At 55.3% G+C, this 13,453-nt stretch carries 18 protein-coding genes and 1 pseudogene; 2 read left to right on the forward strand and 17 right to left on the reverse strand.

Annotated elements, in window-relative coordinates; genetic code table 11:
* Window positions 1-117: pseudogene (locus AC27IT_RS24855) on the forward strand (IS30 family transposase); the annotation flags it as partial.
* A 45-nt stretch (window positions 118-162) separates the two neighbouring features.
* Window positions 163-918, forward strand: a complete 756-nt coding sequence (locus AC27IT_RS24860; protein WP_327944296.1) for a glutathione S-transferase family protein — start codon at window positions 163-165, stop codon at window positions 916-918.
* 6 nt (window positions 919-924) lie between these two features.
* Here AC27IT_RS24860 and AC27IT_RS24865 read toward each other — a convergent pair whose 3' ends face one another.
* The 17 genes from AC27IT_RS24865 to AC27IT_RS24945 form a co-directional block, all read right to left on the reverse strand.
* Window positions 925-1,773, reverse strand: a complete 849-nt coding sequence (locus tag AC27IT_RS24865; RefSeq protein WP_327944297.1) for an N-acetylmuramoyl-L-alanine amidase — start codon at window positions 1,771-1,773, stop codon at window positions 925-927.
* Window positions 1,773-2,060, reverse strand: coding sequence for a phage holin family protein (locus AC27IT_RS24870; RefSeq protein WP_327944298.1), 288 nt, complete (start codon window positions 2,058-2,060; stop codon window positions 1,773-1,775). The genes AC27IT_RS24865 and AC27IT_RS24870 overlap by 1 nt, the downstream gene beginning before the upstream one ends.
* On the reverse strand, window positions 2,057-2,374 hold the full coding sequence (locus AC27IT_RS24875) for a hypothetical protein (RefSeq protein ID WP_025844759.1): 318 nt from the start codon (window positions 2,372-2,374) through the stop codon (window positions 2,057-2,059). Before AC27IT_RS24875 ends, AC27IT_RS24870 begins: the two co-directional genes overlap by 4 nt.
* Before the next feature lie 112 nt (window positions 2,375-2,486).
* On the reverse strand, window positions 2,487-2,621 hold the full coding sequence (locus AC27IT_RS24880; RefSeq protein ID WP_283858289.1) for a CD1375 family protein: 135 nt from the start codon (window positions 2,619-2,621) through the stop codon (window positions 2,487-2,489).
* 172 nt (window positions 2,622-2,793) lie between these two features.
* Window positions 2,794-2,976 carry a hypothetical protein gene (locus tag AC27IT_RS24885; protein ID WP_283858290.1) on the reverse strand — a complete coding sequence of 61 codons (183 nt, stop codon included), beginning with the start codon at window positions 2,974-2,976 and terminating at the stop codon, window positions 2,794-2,796.
* A complete protein-coding gene (locus AC27IT_RS24890) occupies window positions 2,976-4,205 on the reverse strand; it encodes a hypothetical protein (protein ID WP_327944299.1) in 1,230 nt (409 codons plus the stop codon). The genes AC27IT_RS24885 and AC27IT_RS24890 overlap by 1 nt, the downstream gene beginning before the upstream one ends.
* Window positions 4,206-6,183: 1,978 nt before the next feature.
* Complete coding sequence (locus tag AC27IT_RS24895; protein ID WP_025844754.1) at window positions 6,184-6,456, reverse strand: hypothetical protein; 273 nt, start codon at window positions 6,454-6,456, stop codon at window positions 6,184-6,186.
* A 1-nt stretch (window position 6,457) separates the two neighbouring features.
* Complete coding sequence (locus tag AC27IT_RS24900; protein WP_283858292.1) at window positions 6,458-6,775, reverse strand: hypothetical protein; 318 nt, start codon at window positions 6,773-6,775, stop codon at window positions 6,458-6,460.
* Entirely contained in the window at window positions 6,772-7,344 is a 573-nt protein-coding gene (locus tag AC27IT_RS24905; RefSeq protein ID WP_283858293.1) for a hypothetical protein, read from the reverse strand. The genes AC27IT_RS24900 and AC27IT_RS24905 overlap by 4 nt, the downstream gene beginning before the upstream one ends.
* Window positions 7,341-8,156 (reverse strand): baseplate J/gp47 family protein, encoded by an 816-nt coding sequence (locus AC27IT_RS24910; RefSeq protein ID WP_283858294.1) that lies wholly within the window; start codon window positions 8,154-8,156, stop codon window positions 7,341-7,343. Before AC27IT_RS24910 ends, AC27IT_RS24905 begins: the two co-directional genes overlap by 4 nt.
* Entirely contained in the window at window positions 8,144-8,581 is a 438-nt protein-coding gene (locus AC27IT_RS24915) for a DUF2634 domain-containing protein (protein WP_283858295.1), read from the reverse strand. Before AC27IT_RS24915 ends, AC27IT_RS24910 begins: the two co-directional genes overlap by 13 nt.
* The gene (locus AC27IT_RS24920) at window positions 8,581-8,829 is read right to left on the reverse strand and encodes a hypothetical protein (RefSeq protein ID WP_283858296.1); all 249 of its coding nucleotides are present in this window, start codon (window positions 8,827-8,829) and stop codon (window positions 8,581-8,583) included. Before AC27IT_RS24920 ends, AC27IT_RS24915 begins: the two co-directional genes overlap by 1 nt.
* A 2-nt stretch (window positions 8,830-8,831) precedes the next feature.
* The gene (locus AC27IT_RS24925) at window positions 8,832-9,785 is read right to left on the reverse strand and encodes an XkdQ/YqbQ family protein (protein ID WP_283858297.1); all 954 of its coding nucleotides are present in this window, start codon (window positions 9,783-9,785) and stop codon (window positions 8,832-8,834) included.
* 13 nt (window positions 9,786-9,798) lie between these two features.
* Window positions 9,799-10,392 carry a hypothetical protein gene (locus AC27IT_RS24930; protein ID WP_283858298.1) on the reverse strand — a complete coding sequence of 198 codons (594 nt, stop codon included), beginning with the start codon at window positions 10,390-10,392 and terminating at the stop codon, window positions 9,799-9,801.
* The gene (locus AC27IT_RS24935; protein ID WP_283858299.1) at window positions 10,389-12,839 is read right to left on the reverse strand and encodes a hypothetical protein; all 2,451 of its coding nucleotides are present in this window, start codon (window positions 12,837-12,839) and stop codon (window positions 10,389-10,391) included. Before AC27IT_RS24935 ends, AC27IT_RS24930 begins: the two co-directional genes overlap by 4 nt.
* A 68-nt stretch (window positions 12,840-12,907) precedes the next feature.
* Window positions 12,908-13,042: a hypothetical protein gene (locus tag AC27IT_RS24940; RefSeq protein ID WP_268871432.1), complete on the reverse strand. Its 135-nt coding sequence runs from the start codon at window positions 13,040-13,042 to the stop codon at window positions 12,908-12,910.
* A 26-nt stretch (window positions 13,043-13,068) separates the two neighbouring features.
* The gene (locus tag AC27IT_RS24945; protein ID WP_025844735.1) at window positions 13,069-13,449 is read right to left on the reverse strand and encodes a phage tail assembly chaperone; all 381 of its coding nucleotides are present in this window, start codon (window positions 13,447-13,449) and stop codon (window positions 13,069-13,071) included.
* Between the last annotated feature and the right edge of the window lie 4 nt (window positions 13,450-13,453).

Consider the following 13,453-nt stretch of genomic DNA (forward strand, 5'->3'; position numbering starts at 1 on the left):
GTATCAACGGAAGAATTGATCCATGCGTTATATCTCATTAACAATCGTCCAAGAAAGTGTTTGGGTTGGAAGACCGCCTACGAATCATTCATGGAGGCAGTGTCGCACTTGGCTTGACAATCCGTCAAATGGAAAAAATATGAGGAAGGAGGCGAGGCGCAAATGAGGGGCAAAAAACGCATAGTTTTCATCGCGGGAATGCTACTTTTTATACACGTCGCGGCTCACGGCTTGCCCGCCGCAGCCGCAAACGTTGGCGACGACCACGACCCGATCAAGCAACTGGAAAAGAAGGTCGAAGCGCTGGAAAAACTGCTGCGCCAACGGGAGAGCCAGTTGGAGAGCCTGGAACCAGCCACTCCCCGCACGTTGCCCGACCCGCCTTTTCGCTACCAGCCCGCCCTTCCCTCCAGTGTGCTGCCTGTTGCCGACATCCTTCGCAACGGGACTCGCATTCCGCATCAGCTCATCGTGGACAAACCCAAATACAGCCGTCCCGCCTACGAGGATCACTGGCACAGCAAGTTCGGAAGATGGAGCTATTTGCCCACCCGCGTTCACTACGCGCTGCATCGCCTGTTTGCCCAGTACGATATCGGGCTGTCCAACTGGTACGACTTTGAGCAGCAACTCGGCATCTCCATCCCGATGCGCCAGGACAAGCAGTCGCTCGATCTGTACATCGTCGCTTTTCAGACCAAGATTACAGACGTCTATACAAAAGGAAACCAGATCGTGGTGACGGGCCTCCCGAAAAAACACGGCGTGCAAGTCATAACGGTGAAAACGGGGCAGCTTCGCCCCGCCAATCCGGAAGAAAACTTACTGATTCAACTCGTCACGCCGGACGGATACGAACTCGACGATACCATCATCAGCTACGTCCCCCCTGATTTTTGGAAAGAAAGAGCCCGGTAAGACCGCTCAAATCTCTCGTCGAAGCCCAACTGCTTTTCGCGCTCCATCCCACTCTACTTTCAGTCCCAGCAAGGCAGCCAGCTCTCTTGTGGGCGCAAAAGCCGTGCCGTTGTCGAACAGGCATGCCAGCTTTTGCCCGTTTACCGTTACGGTTTTGGTGTGCGGCTCCCACTCGACCTTTCCCCCGGCCGCCTCGGCGACCGCTCGCACCGGGACATAGGAAACGCCAGCGATCAGCTTGCCTGTCGTCGCTAGCGTCAGCTCGACTTCGATGGCGCAGTTATCAACAGCCACCTGTGGTTTTTGTGGAAAACCTGTTAGCAACCTGTGGACATCCTGTTTAAAACGATTCCATGCCGCTTGCGCCGTTTTGCCTAAAAAAGCTTGGGCCGTACGGTCGTCAACGAAAAAGGCGGGGCAGTTTTTCCCTGTGATGTCGTAGTGACGCCAAAGCTTATCCACACCCCACCCGTATCGTTGTAAAATATCCGCTGCCAGTTGTACCGTTTGCTGATACGTTTTGGCGAAGCTGCCGTCCACATTGACACACATCTCGATGCCAATTGTGCAGTCATTCGGGTACTTGCTCAGCATCGCGACAGCTTCCGGCTTGTACGATTTCGCCCCGACGTGATAGCCCATCTCGTTTTCCGGCAAGCAGCGCACGATCTGCTTGTCATCGACGCAATAGTGCGCGCTGGCCTCCGTCGTCGGCTTGTTGAAGTAGTTCCGGTTGGCGATTGCGTCGGCGCCTTTTTTTTCGTTGGCGGTCCAGTGGATGACCAGCGCTTTCGGGGTAATCTGGATGCCTGGTCTTGCCGTTTTGTTCGTGATAAGCATCTCGGTGATCTGCACTACTGCTCACTCCCCCTTTTCTCGGTCGTCTGCTTCCATAGCTGATGGGTCAGGCTCGCCACGCCCGCAGCCAAAATGCCCTGCACGATATTTTCAATGGTGCACGCCTGCAAGATGCCGCACGCCAAAAAAATGCCCGCCAGCGTCAGCAGCCAGGGAATGCTCCAGTCTGGTATATGCGGCGTCCACTTGAGAAAGTAGCCCAGCACAAGCAGAACGACGACCACGATCAGCGCTTTGTCTACCATGTACTGCTGCGCCAAGGCGAGAAGCTCTGACTGGTTCATTTTCCCACACCGCCTTTAATCAAATTCCAGATGAGGGCAGCGGCACCAAACAGCGTGCCGACGATCCACTTCTTGTCATCTTTGTTCTGCCGTTTGTCTTCATCCCATTTTCTCTCCAACTCATCCAACTGTTCGCCGAGCTCATCCAGCCGCTTATGTGCCGCCTTCGTGCTCTGCAGCGCCTCAATCGCCAGCTTCTCTGTCTGCTCCAGCTTGCCGGACATGCTGGACAGTTGTTTGATTTCGGTTTCGATCTTACCGATGGCGACTAAAATCTCGGTAATCCCTTTCTGCAAGTCTTTGACTTCGTCCACAGTCCTTTCGCCTCCTCACCCCCTTGGGGTAATGAAAAACAGCCCCGAGCGGGTCGGGGCGGCTATCAGTCTTGGCGTTATAAAAAACGCCCTCTCCGCGTAGGAAAAGGCTCTATGCCAATGGTGCTCCGTCGGTGCTCAGACCGAGAGCTTCCAGGTCTTCTTTTACGGCTGGCTTCAAGCCTGTTGGCACACTGTCGTATGTGCGGCGGCCGGCGACGATCAGGGTTACGTAGATTGCTACCATGGTTTCCTCACCTCCCCTCAAAGAAACGAGCTAGATGCCGAGGTTAACCAGCGCGGCTTTTAGCATCGAGCATCGCCTGCAATTCCTCTCGAAGATGCGCGGGAACTTTAACCGACTCCCGCCCTGCCTGCCTTGACCAACGTGTAGTAAATTGCTGCCGCTACGCCGTTCCTCACATCATCTGCTCTTTCAAAAGAAGCAACTCCTCATACAGTTGAGCAGTTGCGTCCATGATCGTAAGCTTGTCTTCTTTTTCGGCTGCCAGTTCCGCCTCCAGCCTGACGCTCTTCTGCTCCGGCGTTTCCTGCTGCTTTTTCCGGATTTCTGTGATGGACTCTTGATTGCTGAACTTCATCAATCGAATGCACCCCCGTATCCGTAGACATGTACCCGCTGATCGGCAGAGCCTTTCGCGATGGTCACCCACACGCAAACAGCCCAGTCATCGGCCGTTTTGGTCGTGTTCGTGAACAGGTAACCACGCCCGCCGATGACGGCCCCGGTAGCGTCCTCCCACGTTGGTTCGGCGTCGAGGTAATTGTTTGTGACCAGTACGCTCTCAATCGCTGCACCAGGCGGCAAGTATCGCTCCAGCGTGACGAGGATTCGATTGGGCATGCCGTCGACAGTGAAAAAGGCTTGTACTTCTGGATTGTCGTAGTCCAGCATGAACTCTATGTGCGTTTCGGTGCGGGTGAAGGTGTACACGCGCTCAGACGAGAGGCCTGCGCTGTCCGTGGCGACGATTTTCGCCTGATGAGGCACGTCCAGGTCGAGCCTGATCCAGGCATCGTGCGTTAACTGGAAGGTGTATTCCTGGCCTGCTTCGCCCGCGAAAGACCTGACCTGTTGGCCGTTCAGGTACTCCGTGAAGGTGAAGGTGTTGCCTTCTGGATCGACGGCTGAATAGGTGATGGTCGGTCGCTCTATGATCGTTCCAAGGTCGCCGTTCTCACCGCTGATCGTAGGCGGACGGTTCCAGACGACGCGGAATTTGCGCGTGACCTCCGCGCTTTTGCCGCCCTTGTCGTCCTCGGCCCATACCGTAAGCGTATGATCGGTGTTCTCCGCCAGGTCGGCCCCAGCGACATCTACCGCGCCGTCCCACAGACGCTTGTTACTGTACGTGAGCGTGCGCGCAAACGAAATAGGCGTGCTGCCATCCGATACGCCGGATGCGATAGCCCGCGCGGAGCTGGTGTTGATCTTGTACTTTACCGTGACGACGTTGCCGTTGTCCTCGTCCAGTGCAGTACCGGAGACGGCCAGTGTTGCCTGCTCCGTGAGTACCTGGTTGTCCGGGGTGTTGAGCGTGACCACGGGCTTTTTGTTTACGATCAGCGCGCCGTAGTATTTGACCGCATTTGCGGCCTGGAAGAACGTTGGCGGGACCGTGAAGTCTGTCGCAAACGTAGGGTCGTACATAGACGCTGGGAACGTACCTGCACCGACAACGAACGGACCTTGATAACTGGCAAACTCGTTTGTTGATTCGATGCGCTTGATATAGCCTCCGTCTTCGTACGTGATCGTCAGCTTGCCGTTTTTGTCGGACGTGATGCTGGCGTTGGTGCCTTTGACCAACTTTCGCGGCGTGGCGAGCCAAGTTGTGCCGTCTGACGAGTTGCTATATCGGATGTACGGGTTAAATGTGTCGCTGGAGTCTGTGCCGTGCCATACAACGTGTAACTTACCGTTTGGTGTGCGGATTGTCATAGGTGAGAATTGGGTATAAGTGCTACCGTTGTAGGTATTGGAATGAGTAGACCAGACCGTGCCACCAAAATAGTTAGAGCGGATGACATATGCCACTGACGCATCTGTTTGAGCGTAGTCGTAGACAATGACTGGGTTCCCGTCTGATCTAAATGTTATTGAAGGATTTTTATTGTCACGGCCTGTTATATTGATGCTCGTCACTTGACTAACTACACTTGGAGTCCCTAACGTCCCGTCCGGGTTGATCGGTATCCAGCCCGCGCGGATGTTGAACGAGTTGGGATAGCTGCTGTTTTTCGTGCTGGCTGCCCACCATAGTTTGGTGCCGTCGGGAGTGATCCTAATACTGACGTCTCCAGTTTCTCTTTGATTAGAGTCGGCTATAATCCTGCTCAAATTTGTGTTAGCCTGTGTTGTTGCCTCAAAACTTCCCGCAAGGACATAACCAACAGGAGTAGTGTTATATTCGGCTGTTGAAAAATAAACCCTAGTTCCCTTGGATGCAATCGAGAATCCGGTAATGTTGTAAGGATTCTCATCCATATAACAGAGTTGAGTCCAGTTCTTCCCGTTGTCTATCGACTTGAAAAAGTATATGGCTTTTGAGAATTTTGCCACACCAACCAACCACCCATTCGACAAACGCACAGGCGGAGCCATCCGCGACACGAGAAACGCCGACGATACCACGTTAACAGGCGCGAGTATGATGCCATCCGCCTGCTGCACGGCAAACGCCGCCGATTCCACGTTACTGCTCGCGTCGCCTTTGCTGTCACGCGCACGGACGCGTACCTTGGCTACGGATGTATCCGGCATTGGCGGAACTGTTGCGGTGATCGGGCTGCCGGATTTTCCGGTGGCTAACGTGAGCCATTGCGCGTTGGTCGCGTCGTAAATGTCCGCCTCATACGTGATGGCGTCGCCGTCTGCGTCCGTCGATGGCGTAAAGCTGATGGTGATCGGGTCGCCGCACGTGTAGGTCGACTTGTCCGTTGTGATGCCGGAAGGATCAGATGGGGCAGAGTTCAGAACTTCAAGGACGGGGCGCCAACCTGCACTGCTAGTCCTTGTACTTACTGTCCAGCTTCCTTGTGAAAAACACTTGGCTGACGCACTACCACGTAAGCTTATTAGATTACCGCCGTACCCTCTTTCCTGCACAATTGTTTGTATACCAGCCCAGTTCCACATCTGGTTATGAGCACTTAACAGATCGACTTCGTTTAAAGTGGCGTTAGTGTCGATAGAGTTAGGTGTAAGCAATCCTGTTATTAGGTCTTCATTGCCGATGAAGCGATCCCACTCGTTAGGCTGGACACCGCCAGCGTGTATATTGTTTGAGTCGCGGTAATAGTTGCCACCAGTCAACAATCTAAGAGTATAATTTCTGCCGTCTATAACTACAAGAGTTCCAGTAACATAACCCAACGCATTTAAATCATTCCAACTGACGTTAACAAGGATAACTCTGTCGCATATCAAAAGTGTTTTATTGCCTTCTTTTAAAGCATGCCATTTCAACTTTTTAGCCGCATTTGTAGATGTATTTCCGAGCGCCCATCCAGTCATACCGTTTTGAGCAATCGGAATATCTCCGTTTGGATATCCAGGAAAGTCGTTTGATCCGGTGGTTGATGAGTATGGTCTGACAGGTCTGTTAACCTCTGTTCCGTTGTTTAGTAGACTTCCTAGTTCAACAACACCCGAATATGTGTATGCCATATTCCTCCCCCTTTCCTATGACAAAACAAAAAGCCGCTCGGGTGAGCGACTGTTCTATCAGCATTCGTCTTCACGTTGGCGCTCAGGCGCACAAGTACCTGCGCGAGTCTATCTGCTCTCATACCTCCAGCCTACTCTGCGCCTCATTATAGTAGCCACGAATCACCTTAATGCCGTCGATCGTGCTCAGATCGTCCTTGAAATGGTTGTACAAAAAATTCTCCGGCAACGTGCTCTCCATCACGTTCATGCGCGTTTTCAGATTCGATACATCTGCCGTCAGCACGGCAATCGTCGCGTGAGCATCCGCAATACCTTGTTCCCAACGATTGATGTCCACTTCCGTTACAGGATCGTCTTGCTTCCAGTTTGTCTTCGCATGGTACGTCACCCTACAGCCCCCCTTTCACTTCCACAACAAACGTCAGGTTCACAAACTGCGCACCGTTCATTTCGATGTTCGCCGTCTTTTCTGCGACAACCGCTCCCGTGCTGGTCCGCAACTTTGCGCTCGTTATCACCGGGACGCTAGAAACATGCTGGGCAGACACTTGCAGCGCAATGCCATTTTGCACGCCAGCAATCGGATGGGACGAGATCGTTACCGCCTGAACAGGCACAGAAACCGTATCATTCAGCAAAACATCCCCGCCCGTCACCCGCGCCAGCAGGTCGTCTCGTATGGTCTGCAAATAGCTCTGCGTAATCACTTCACGACCTCCTCGTATCGTTTAATCGGGGTCATCCCCACGCGAAACTCACTCACTTTGTGGTACTCCTTTATTCCAACGACCAGTACGTCCCGCAGTTCAATGCGCTCAAGCGCCACAGGCTCAAAAGCCACCCCGTTGCAATGAACGGGCCGGATTTTCTCGACAGCCTGAATCGCGTTCTTTGTATCAAATCGCTCCTCAATCGGGTAAACGTACCGGATCACCTTCTTGTCAAAATCCTCGACCATCCGCACTTGCTTGCTGGCCGACGAACTGTAACCAATCGCCCGCAGCACGCTTGGGGTGAACCCAAGGTACGCCCAATGCTTCTGCTGGATGTTCTTGCGCCGCTCCTCCACGCTCAAGAGCTGCTTTTTCCCGAAGTAAATCCAGTCCCAAATATCCAATCCCCATGTGGCCGACCACGGAGTGAGCTGCTGCTGCAGGTCCTCCCTCTGTGCGTGAAAAGCATCTACCGCTGACGCCGTACCTTCGAAATGATACTCCGCAACCTCATTCTCATACCAGTAAGGCGGCACCATCTGTCCGTACCGTTCAGGGATCATGTCGTCACCACCAGTTGCAGAGTGGCGACAGAATCAGCAGGCACGGTCAGGTTGGCTTCCTCGCCGTTCAGCGTGTAGTCGGTGAAGTCCTCTACGCCGTCCACGAAAAATAGCGATCCGATCTGCTGGTACACGATCTGGGAACGCCCTTTCAGGTATGTCTTTACTTGCGAGGCGATTTGCTCCTCGACTTTTGCCAGCTCGACGTCTGGCCGCAAACTCACCTTCACGGCGATTGCTACCGGATAGACATTGGCCGGAAGCACCTGCAGATCGTGCAGAGCACGCCGCTTGTCTTCCAGCTTGCTTCGAACCTGCGTAGCCAGTTGTGGCGTAGCGGGCTGTCCGTCCAGGTCCGTGATGTAAACGTCGATGGAAAGATCGTGCCGCGCCTTTTCGATCGCGACGGCTCCGCCTACGCCGTCCATGTTGCGCGTCCAGCGCTCGTAGTCCTGGCGACGTCCGTCTCCTTCTTCGCTGCGCGCCCGGTCGATGAGTCGCTGGCGATAGGCGTCGTCTGTTTCTTCCTCGTTGCGAGTCAGGCCGAAGAATACACCTGCCGCATCCAAAAACTCGCCGTCTGCCCAGGGAAGAAAGCCTTGCAAAAAGCCGTATTCCAGAAGCTGCTGCTGCTCGCTTAGCTCTTCTGCGATCGGGTAAGCCAGATCGTAATGGATTTCCCCCTCGCCCGTAGCCGGCGGCGTCTCCCCCCGCTTCTGGGCGAGCACCGCCATCCGGTTCGCCATCCGCTGGTAGATTTGATCCGGCGTCTCGCGGAGAATTGGCATCTCCGGCTTTTTTACCGTTTCCATGCGTCCACCTCCATTCGGGTTGTGCCCCGAACTCCTTCAATCTCCAGATGCAAAACGACTCTGTCTCCCTCGAAGCGAATGTCCTGCACCTGTGCCCGCTCAATTTCGCTGTGGGCTTCCAGCGCTTCCTCGGCTTGCGCTTTGATGACAGACAGCGACATGCCTGAGCGCATTCTGCCTTTGTCGGCCAAAAAATCGACGCCGTACCGCTCCGAGTAAATCGCATAGCGGAAGCGGCGGGTGTGGAGAATTTTTTGCACCGTTTCCTGCAAGTACTCCTCGTACGTCCTCGTGCGCACATACCTGCCATCCGGGCCTTGCTTCAACTGCTTGGTCTCCCAATCGAATCGGTACGTCCAAGGAATCGGCACATCCGCCTCGTTCGGGAGCATGTTCTCTTCCGTGCCTGGCAACTGTGGAAACATCACTCCACCACCCCGAGCAGAAGGTACTGATCGTTTGTGCAGAAAAGCACGGCGACCTTTTTGCCTACATCCTCCTGGCGCAATTGGGCGGAGCGCAGGACGACAATCTCGTCTGACTCCAATGGGGTCGGGTCTTCGTCGAGTTTGACAGACAGCGGGGACAGCGACAAAAGCCGTCCCAGCTCGCCCTGCGTGTTATTCAGGCCGTCGCGGGTGTATCCTTTCAGCTTTGCAATGACTGACTGCATCGTTACGTCCTCCTTTCCAACTGAAGGTCCATCGTGTATTGGCCGCCTTTCCAGTGCGCCTGGCAACTGGTGACGATCCAATCGGTAATTGTTTGGTTGTTCTTTTCCATGATCTTGATGAGCCAGCCCGCGCGAAGCCGCGCCGCGTGCTCGTCCTCATGCCGGACCGTAATCGAGCGCGTCCGGGGGATTTTGGACAGCTCGGCAAGCTGCTTCGCGGCCAGAGCTGCTACATTTTTGTCCTCGCCTGCGTCGATGACCTTTTGCATGCGGCCGATCTGTTTGACGAGGCTCTCGTTTGCCTTCGTCGCGCTGCTCGCCACCTGGTCGCCCCGATAGCGTTCCGCTGTGACCACCGTGTAGACGTCCTCGATGCTTTCCCCCGTCGAGCTGTTTGCGAGCATGCTCGCCTTGAACAAGGGCACGATGCTGTTCTTTCCCTCCGGCAAAACGGTCAGCTTGTCGCGCTGGTATTGCACGAAATAGCGAATACCTGTTTTCTCATAGGCTTGCTCGGTCAGCGAAGTGAACAACGCCGTGTACGATTGCGGCGCGATGCGCTCTTTGGTCGTAAAGCCAAAGGGCGGGCAACTGAAGTTGACCCCGGCCGCCTTGATGATGCGCGCCAGCTCGGTTCCGGCATCGCCGTTCAGCTTGATCCGGGAGGTTTCGTTTTTTTGCAGATACCAGCCCAGCTCGTATGCGGTTGCCGCCAAGTCTCCCGTCCGGTCGTCGCGCTCCAGGCGGACAAGCGGGCCGTGGAAAAATTGCTGCGCTTCCTTTAGCTGCGCGCCCGAAAAGAGCATGAAAAAGCCCGCCGTTTGCAGCGGCGGGGCCTCCTTGATTTTCACCTCTGCCTGTTGGGCGATCTGGCCGCGGGACGAAGACCAGGACAGCTCCGTGACGGCCGGGGACAGGTCATAGCGAGTCTGCTCCTTGCCGTAAATGACTTTCATCTCATCATCTCCGTTAAAAACCGCGTTCGTCTTCCAGCTTTTTTTGGATGCGCATGCGCATGTCCTCCGATTTTTTGCTGTCGGTGGATTGCGCCAACGCTTTTTGCTTCTGCGTTTTTTTCGCTACCTTGCCGCTCGTGTTGGGACGAGCTGGCTGCTGCCGCGAGATGACCGCGCCGGGCGAAAGCAACTGCGTCTGATTGCTCCAGGTGATGAACTCGTCTTTGACAAACAGCGGCAGTTCGATCGAGCCGTGAAAGTCGACGTTTTTCCCCTGAAACTTGCCGTCGCACGGCCCGATGAGCACGTTCCACGCAAGGTCCAGCTCGTCGATGGTCAACAGCACCTCCGATCCCGTCAGGCGCTCCAACCCGGCAAGCCACGGCCTTGGCCCCTGGTAGCCTTTCACCTCGACGTACGGGGCCGAGATGTCGCCGGGCAAAAGGAAGTCGAAGCTGATCGCCTTTGGCCGTCTGGCCGAAATGCGATTTCCGGCCAGCAGCGTGATGGACGTAGTCCCTTCTACATCGTTGCCGTATCCGCGAAACTGAATGTCAGCGGGCGTGACCGGGAATGTCAATGGATATTTGCCTTGCAGCCGGATCATGTGGCCACTCCTCCTCTCGTCTCCAATGCATCCAGCAGCGCTTTCTCGATAATGGCCCGGATTCGCTGGCCGACGGATGGATCGTTGAGCATTTTCAGCATCGTCGGGATATCCTGCAGTACGCCTGCCGCCTGCAACGAAATCGTCACGTGCGGGAGCGTCAAGGAGACGCTCTGTGGTCGGGAAGCAGCGCTTGCCGCTGGAGAATAGCCAGGGGCAGGCTGTCCCGGCAATGCAGCCGATGGGGCTGATGCCGGACGGCTTTCGGCGCCTTGTTCCACTGGCGGGCGTTCGCTTCCCTGTCCTGTTTGACTATTTTTCGCGGACGATCTGTTCTGCCACCACTCCGTAGCCTTGTCGAAGGCCATGCTACCCAGCATAGAACCACCGAAGCCGCCGATGATGCCCCCTATCGCTCCACCTATCGCCGTACCAATGCCCGGAACAATCGAACCGACAGTTGCTCCCATCGCGGCTCCAGCGGCAGCGCCACCCCAACCGCCAAGCGCTTCAGTACCTACTTGAGCTGCCGTCTCCACCTTGTTTTCTGATCCGGCTATCGTCGCCAGACTGAGCAACCCTCCAACGAAAGGCAACTTTCTTAGACCTACTTTCGCCATATTTTTCCAGGATCCTTTTCCAACCGCTTTTTCCACTCCACCTAGACCGCCACTATCCAGCTCAAGCTTGTTTGGGGCAGGGGCATCAGGTGGGGCTGCGTTTTTGCCAGCAGCATTCGAGGCAGGCTTGTTTCCGGCGGACGGAGCTGGCTTGTTTCCGGCAGACGGAGCTGCATTTTGTCCAGCACCATCCGAAACTGGCTTGTTCCCGGCAGACGGAGTTGCATTTTTAGACCGCTTCTTCTCCCGCCCTGAATCATTGCCCATGTTAATGCCTGCACCAGAGCCATCGCAGCAGCAGCAACACTCGCCTTTTCCACCTGCGAGCATGCCGCCCCCATCCAGGGGGGACGATTTTCCGCCTGCTGTCTTGGCATCTGCTCCTTTTTTTCCTCTGCTGCCCCACCAGTCCCGCGTCGCGGTAGCGAAGGCTTTCGCTTTTCCCCACATGCTTGCCAGTTGAATCGCCATTGCTGTACCTACAGCCAAGGTCCCTATGATATACACGGTAGACTGTCTGACCGAGTCTGACCAACCGTTGAACCACCCGGTCAATGCTTCCGCTGTGCGGGAAATCAGCGTAGAAACACCTGACAGGTCGCTGGAAATTTTGCCGATGGCCTCCATGACCTCGTTCTTCGCCGCAGTCTGCGCCTGCATGGACGCAAAAAACGGATCTGCTTTGGTCGCTGCGGCGTAAGACTTGTCGGCTTCGTTGCCGACTTGCGGGCTGATTTCGCCCCCGGCGATCTTAACCGTTTTCTCCACAGCCGATCCCGCATTTCCTCCCAGGCTCGTCATCGCCTTTTGCTGGGCAGCCTTGTCCGTCATGGCCGCAATCGACATTAACGTTTTCCCGAGCGCAATTCGCTGCTCGTCTTTGTCGGCTGAGGACAGTCCCTGGCTGATCTTCTTCGCCTCGTCCTCCGCCCGTTTCTTTGCCTCTGCGGCGCTTTGGCCTTGCGCTTCGTACTGGGACTGCAGGAGGCGAGCAAGCTCTCCGCTTCCGCTAAACTCCTGTGTCTTTTTCAGCAAGGTGCCAAACGACTTCTCCTCATTGGACAGCTTGCCGATTTCCCCCACCACGGCCGCCAGTTTTTCCGGCGTATTCAGCAATTTTCCATTTTGCGCGTTAAATTGCGAGATGGATTCGACCAGCTTGACGCTGAGGTTGCCTTCTCCCGTGTTGTTCATGTACTGGAGCGCATTCGCCAGCCGCACGGCGCTGTCCGTGTCAGTCGTGCCGCCAATGGCCGCCATCATTTTCACGCTGTCTTCCGGAGCAAACCGCGTCGTGACGCCAAGCTTGGCCGCTTCCAGCGCGAAGTTTGGATGGTCGTTCTCGCTTTTGGCGATGAGGGCCATGGCCTGGGAAGCTTTCATGTGAGGATTGAGCGTTGTCAGCTTTTTGGTCAGCTCGTCAAAGCGCTTCATTTCCTCCTCTGTTTTCCCTCTGGCCGCATAAAGCGCCCGCTCCCGTGCCGCCGCCTGCGCTTCGGTCTTGGCTCCATCGAGCGTCGTGCCCATCGCAAGTCCGGCCAAAAGCCCTCCGGCAGCCGCCAACTCCGTTTTCAAGTCGTTGAGCTTGCTGGTGACCTCCCCGAACTCCACTTTCGGCTTTACGTTCACCTGGTTCAGTTCTTTCAGGCTGTTCTGGATGTTTTGCATGTCCGCTTTCATCTGCCCCATTCCCGCAGAAAATTGCCTGGTCATGCGCTGCATCCCCCGGCTGGTCCGGTCTACTTCCTTTGCCAGCCCGCCCGCTTCCTTCACCAGTCTGTTCATTTCCTTGCGCATTTCTTTTAGTCTCGCAACATCTGTTGCCAATCCTTTCACCTCCTGTCCGATCTGATTTATTCGAAGAGAGAGCCAACAGGAAAAAAGGCCGAGTGCAATCACCCAGCCTTGTCCTCATCCTCCAGCTCGATCATCTGACAAGCTATCACGAACAGCTTTTGCTTGTACGCATCCACTTCGTATTCCACGAGATCCGACGGACGGCCCCTGCCCTTTAAAAAAGCGCGGCACATATGCCAGGCCTCTCCGTCAGATCGGATCAGTTTTTTGCTTCTTCAATGGCCGCTTCCTCCGATTGGCCCGCGTTTACTTCGCGCACCGCTTGCAGCAGCTTGCTGTAGCCTTCCGGGTTGTCGCGGAAAATCTTTTCCACCAGCTCGTACTTCGTTCCTACCTTGTACGCCTTTTTCAGTTCTTCCTGGTTCCACGGAAAATCGTGCTCGGTCGACTTCACAATCCGGGCATCGTTGTACAGGAACCAGTCTGTTTGCTCCCCTTTGTCCGCCATCCGCTCGCATTCGCGCAGCTCTGTCAGATTCAGTTGGCGCACTTTCCATTCGTCGCCGTCAATGACGACGGTCACCTCTTTGCGTGGGGCCTGTTCATTCGCTTTTGCCAAATATTTTTGCAGCTTGCTCATCTTT

It is taken from the genome of Brevibacillus sp. YAE8 (genome assembly GCF_057543335.1).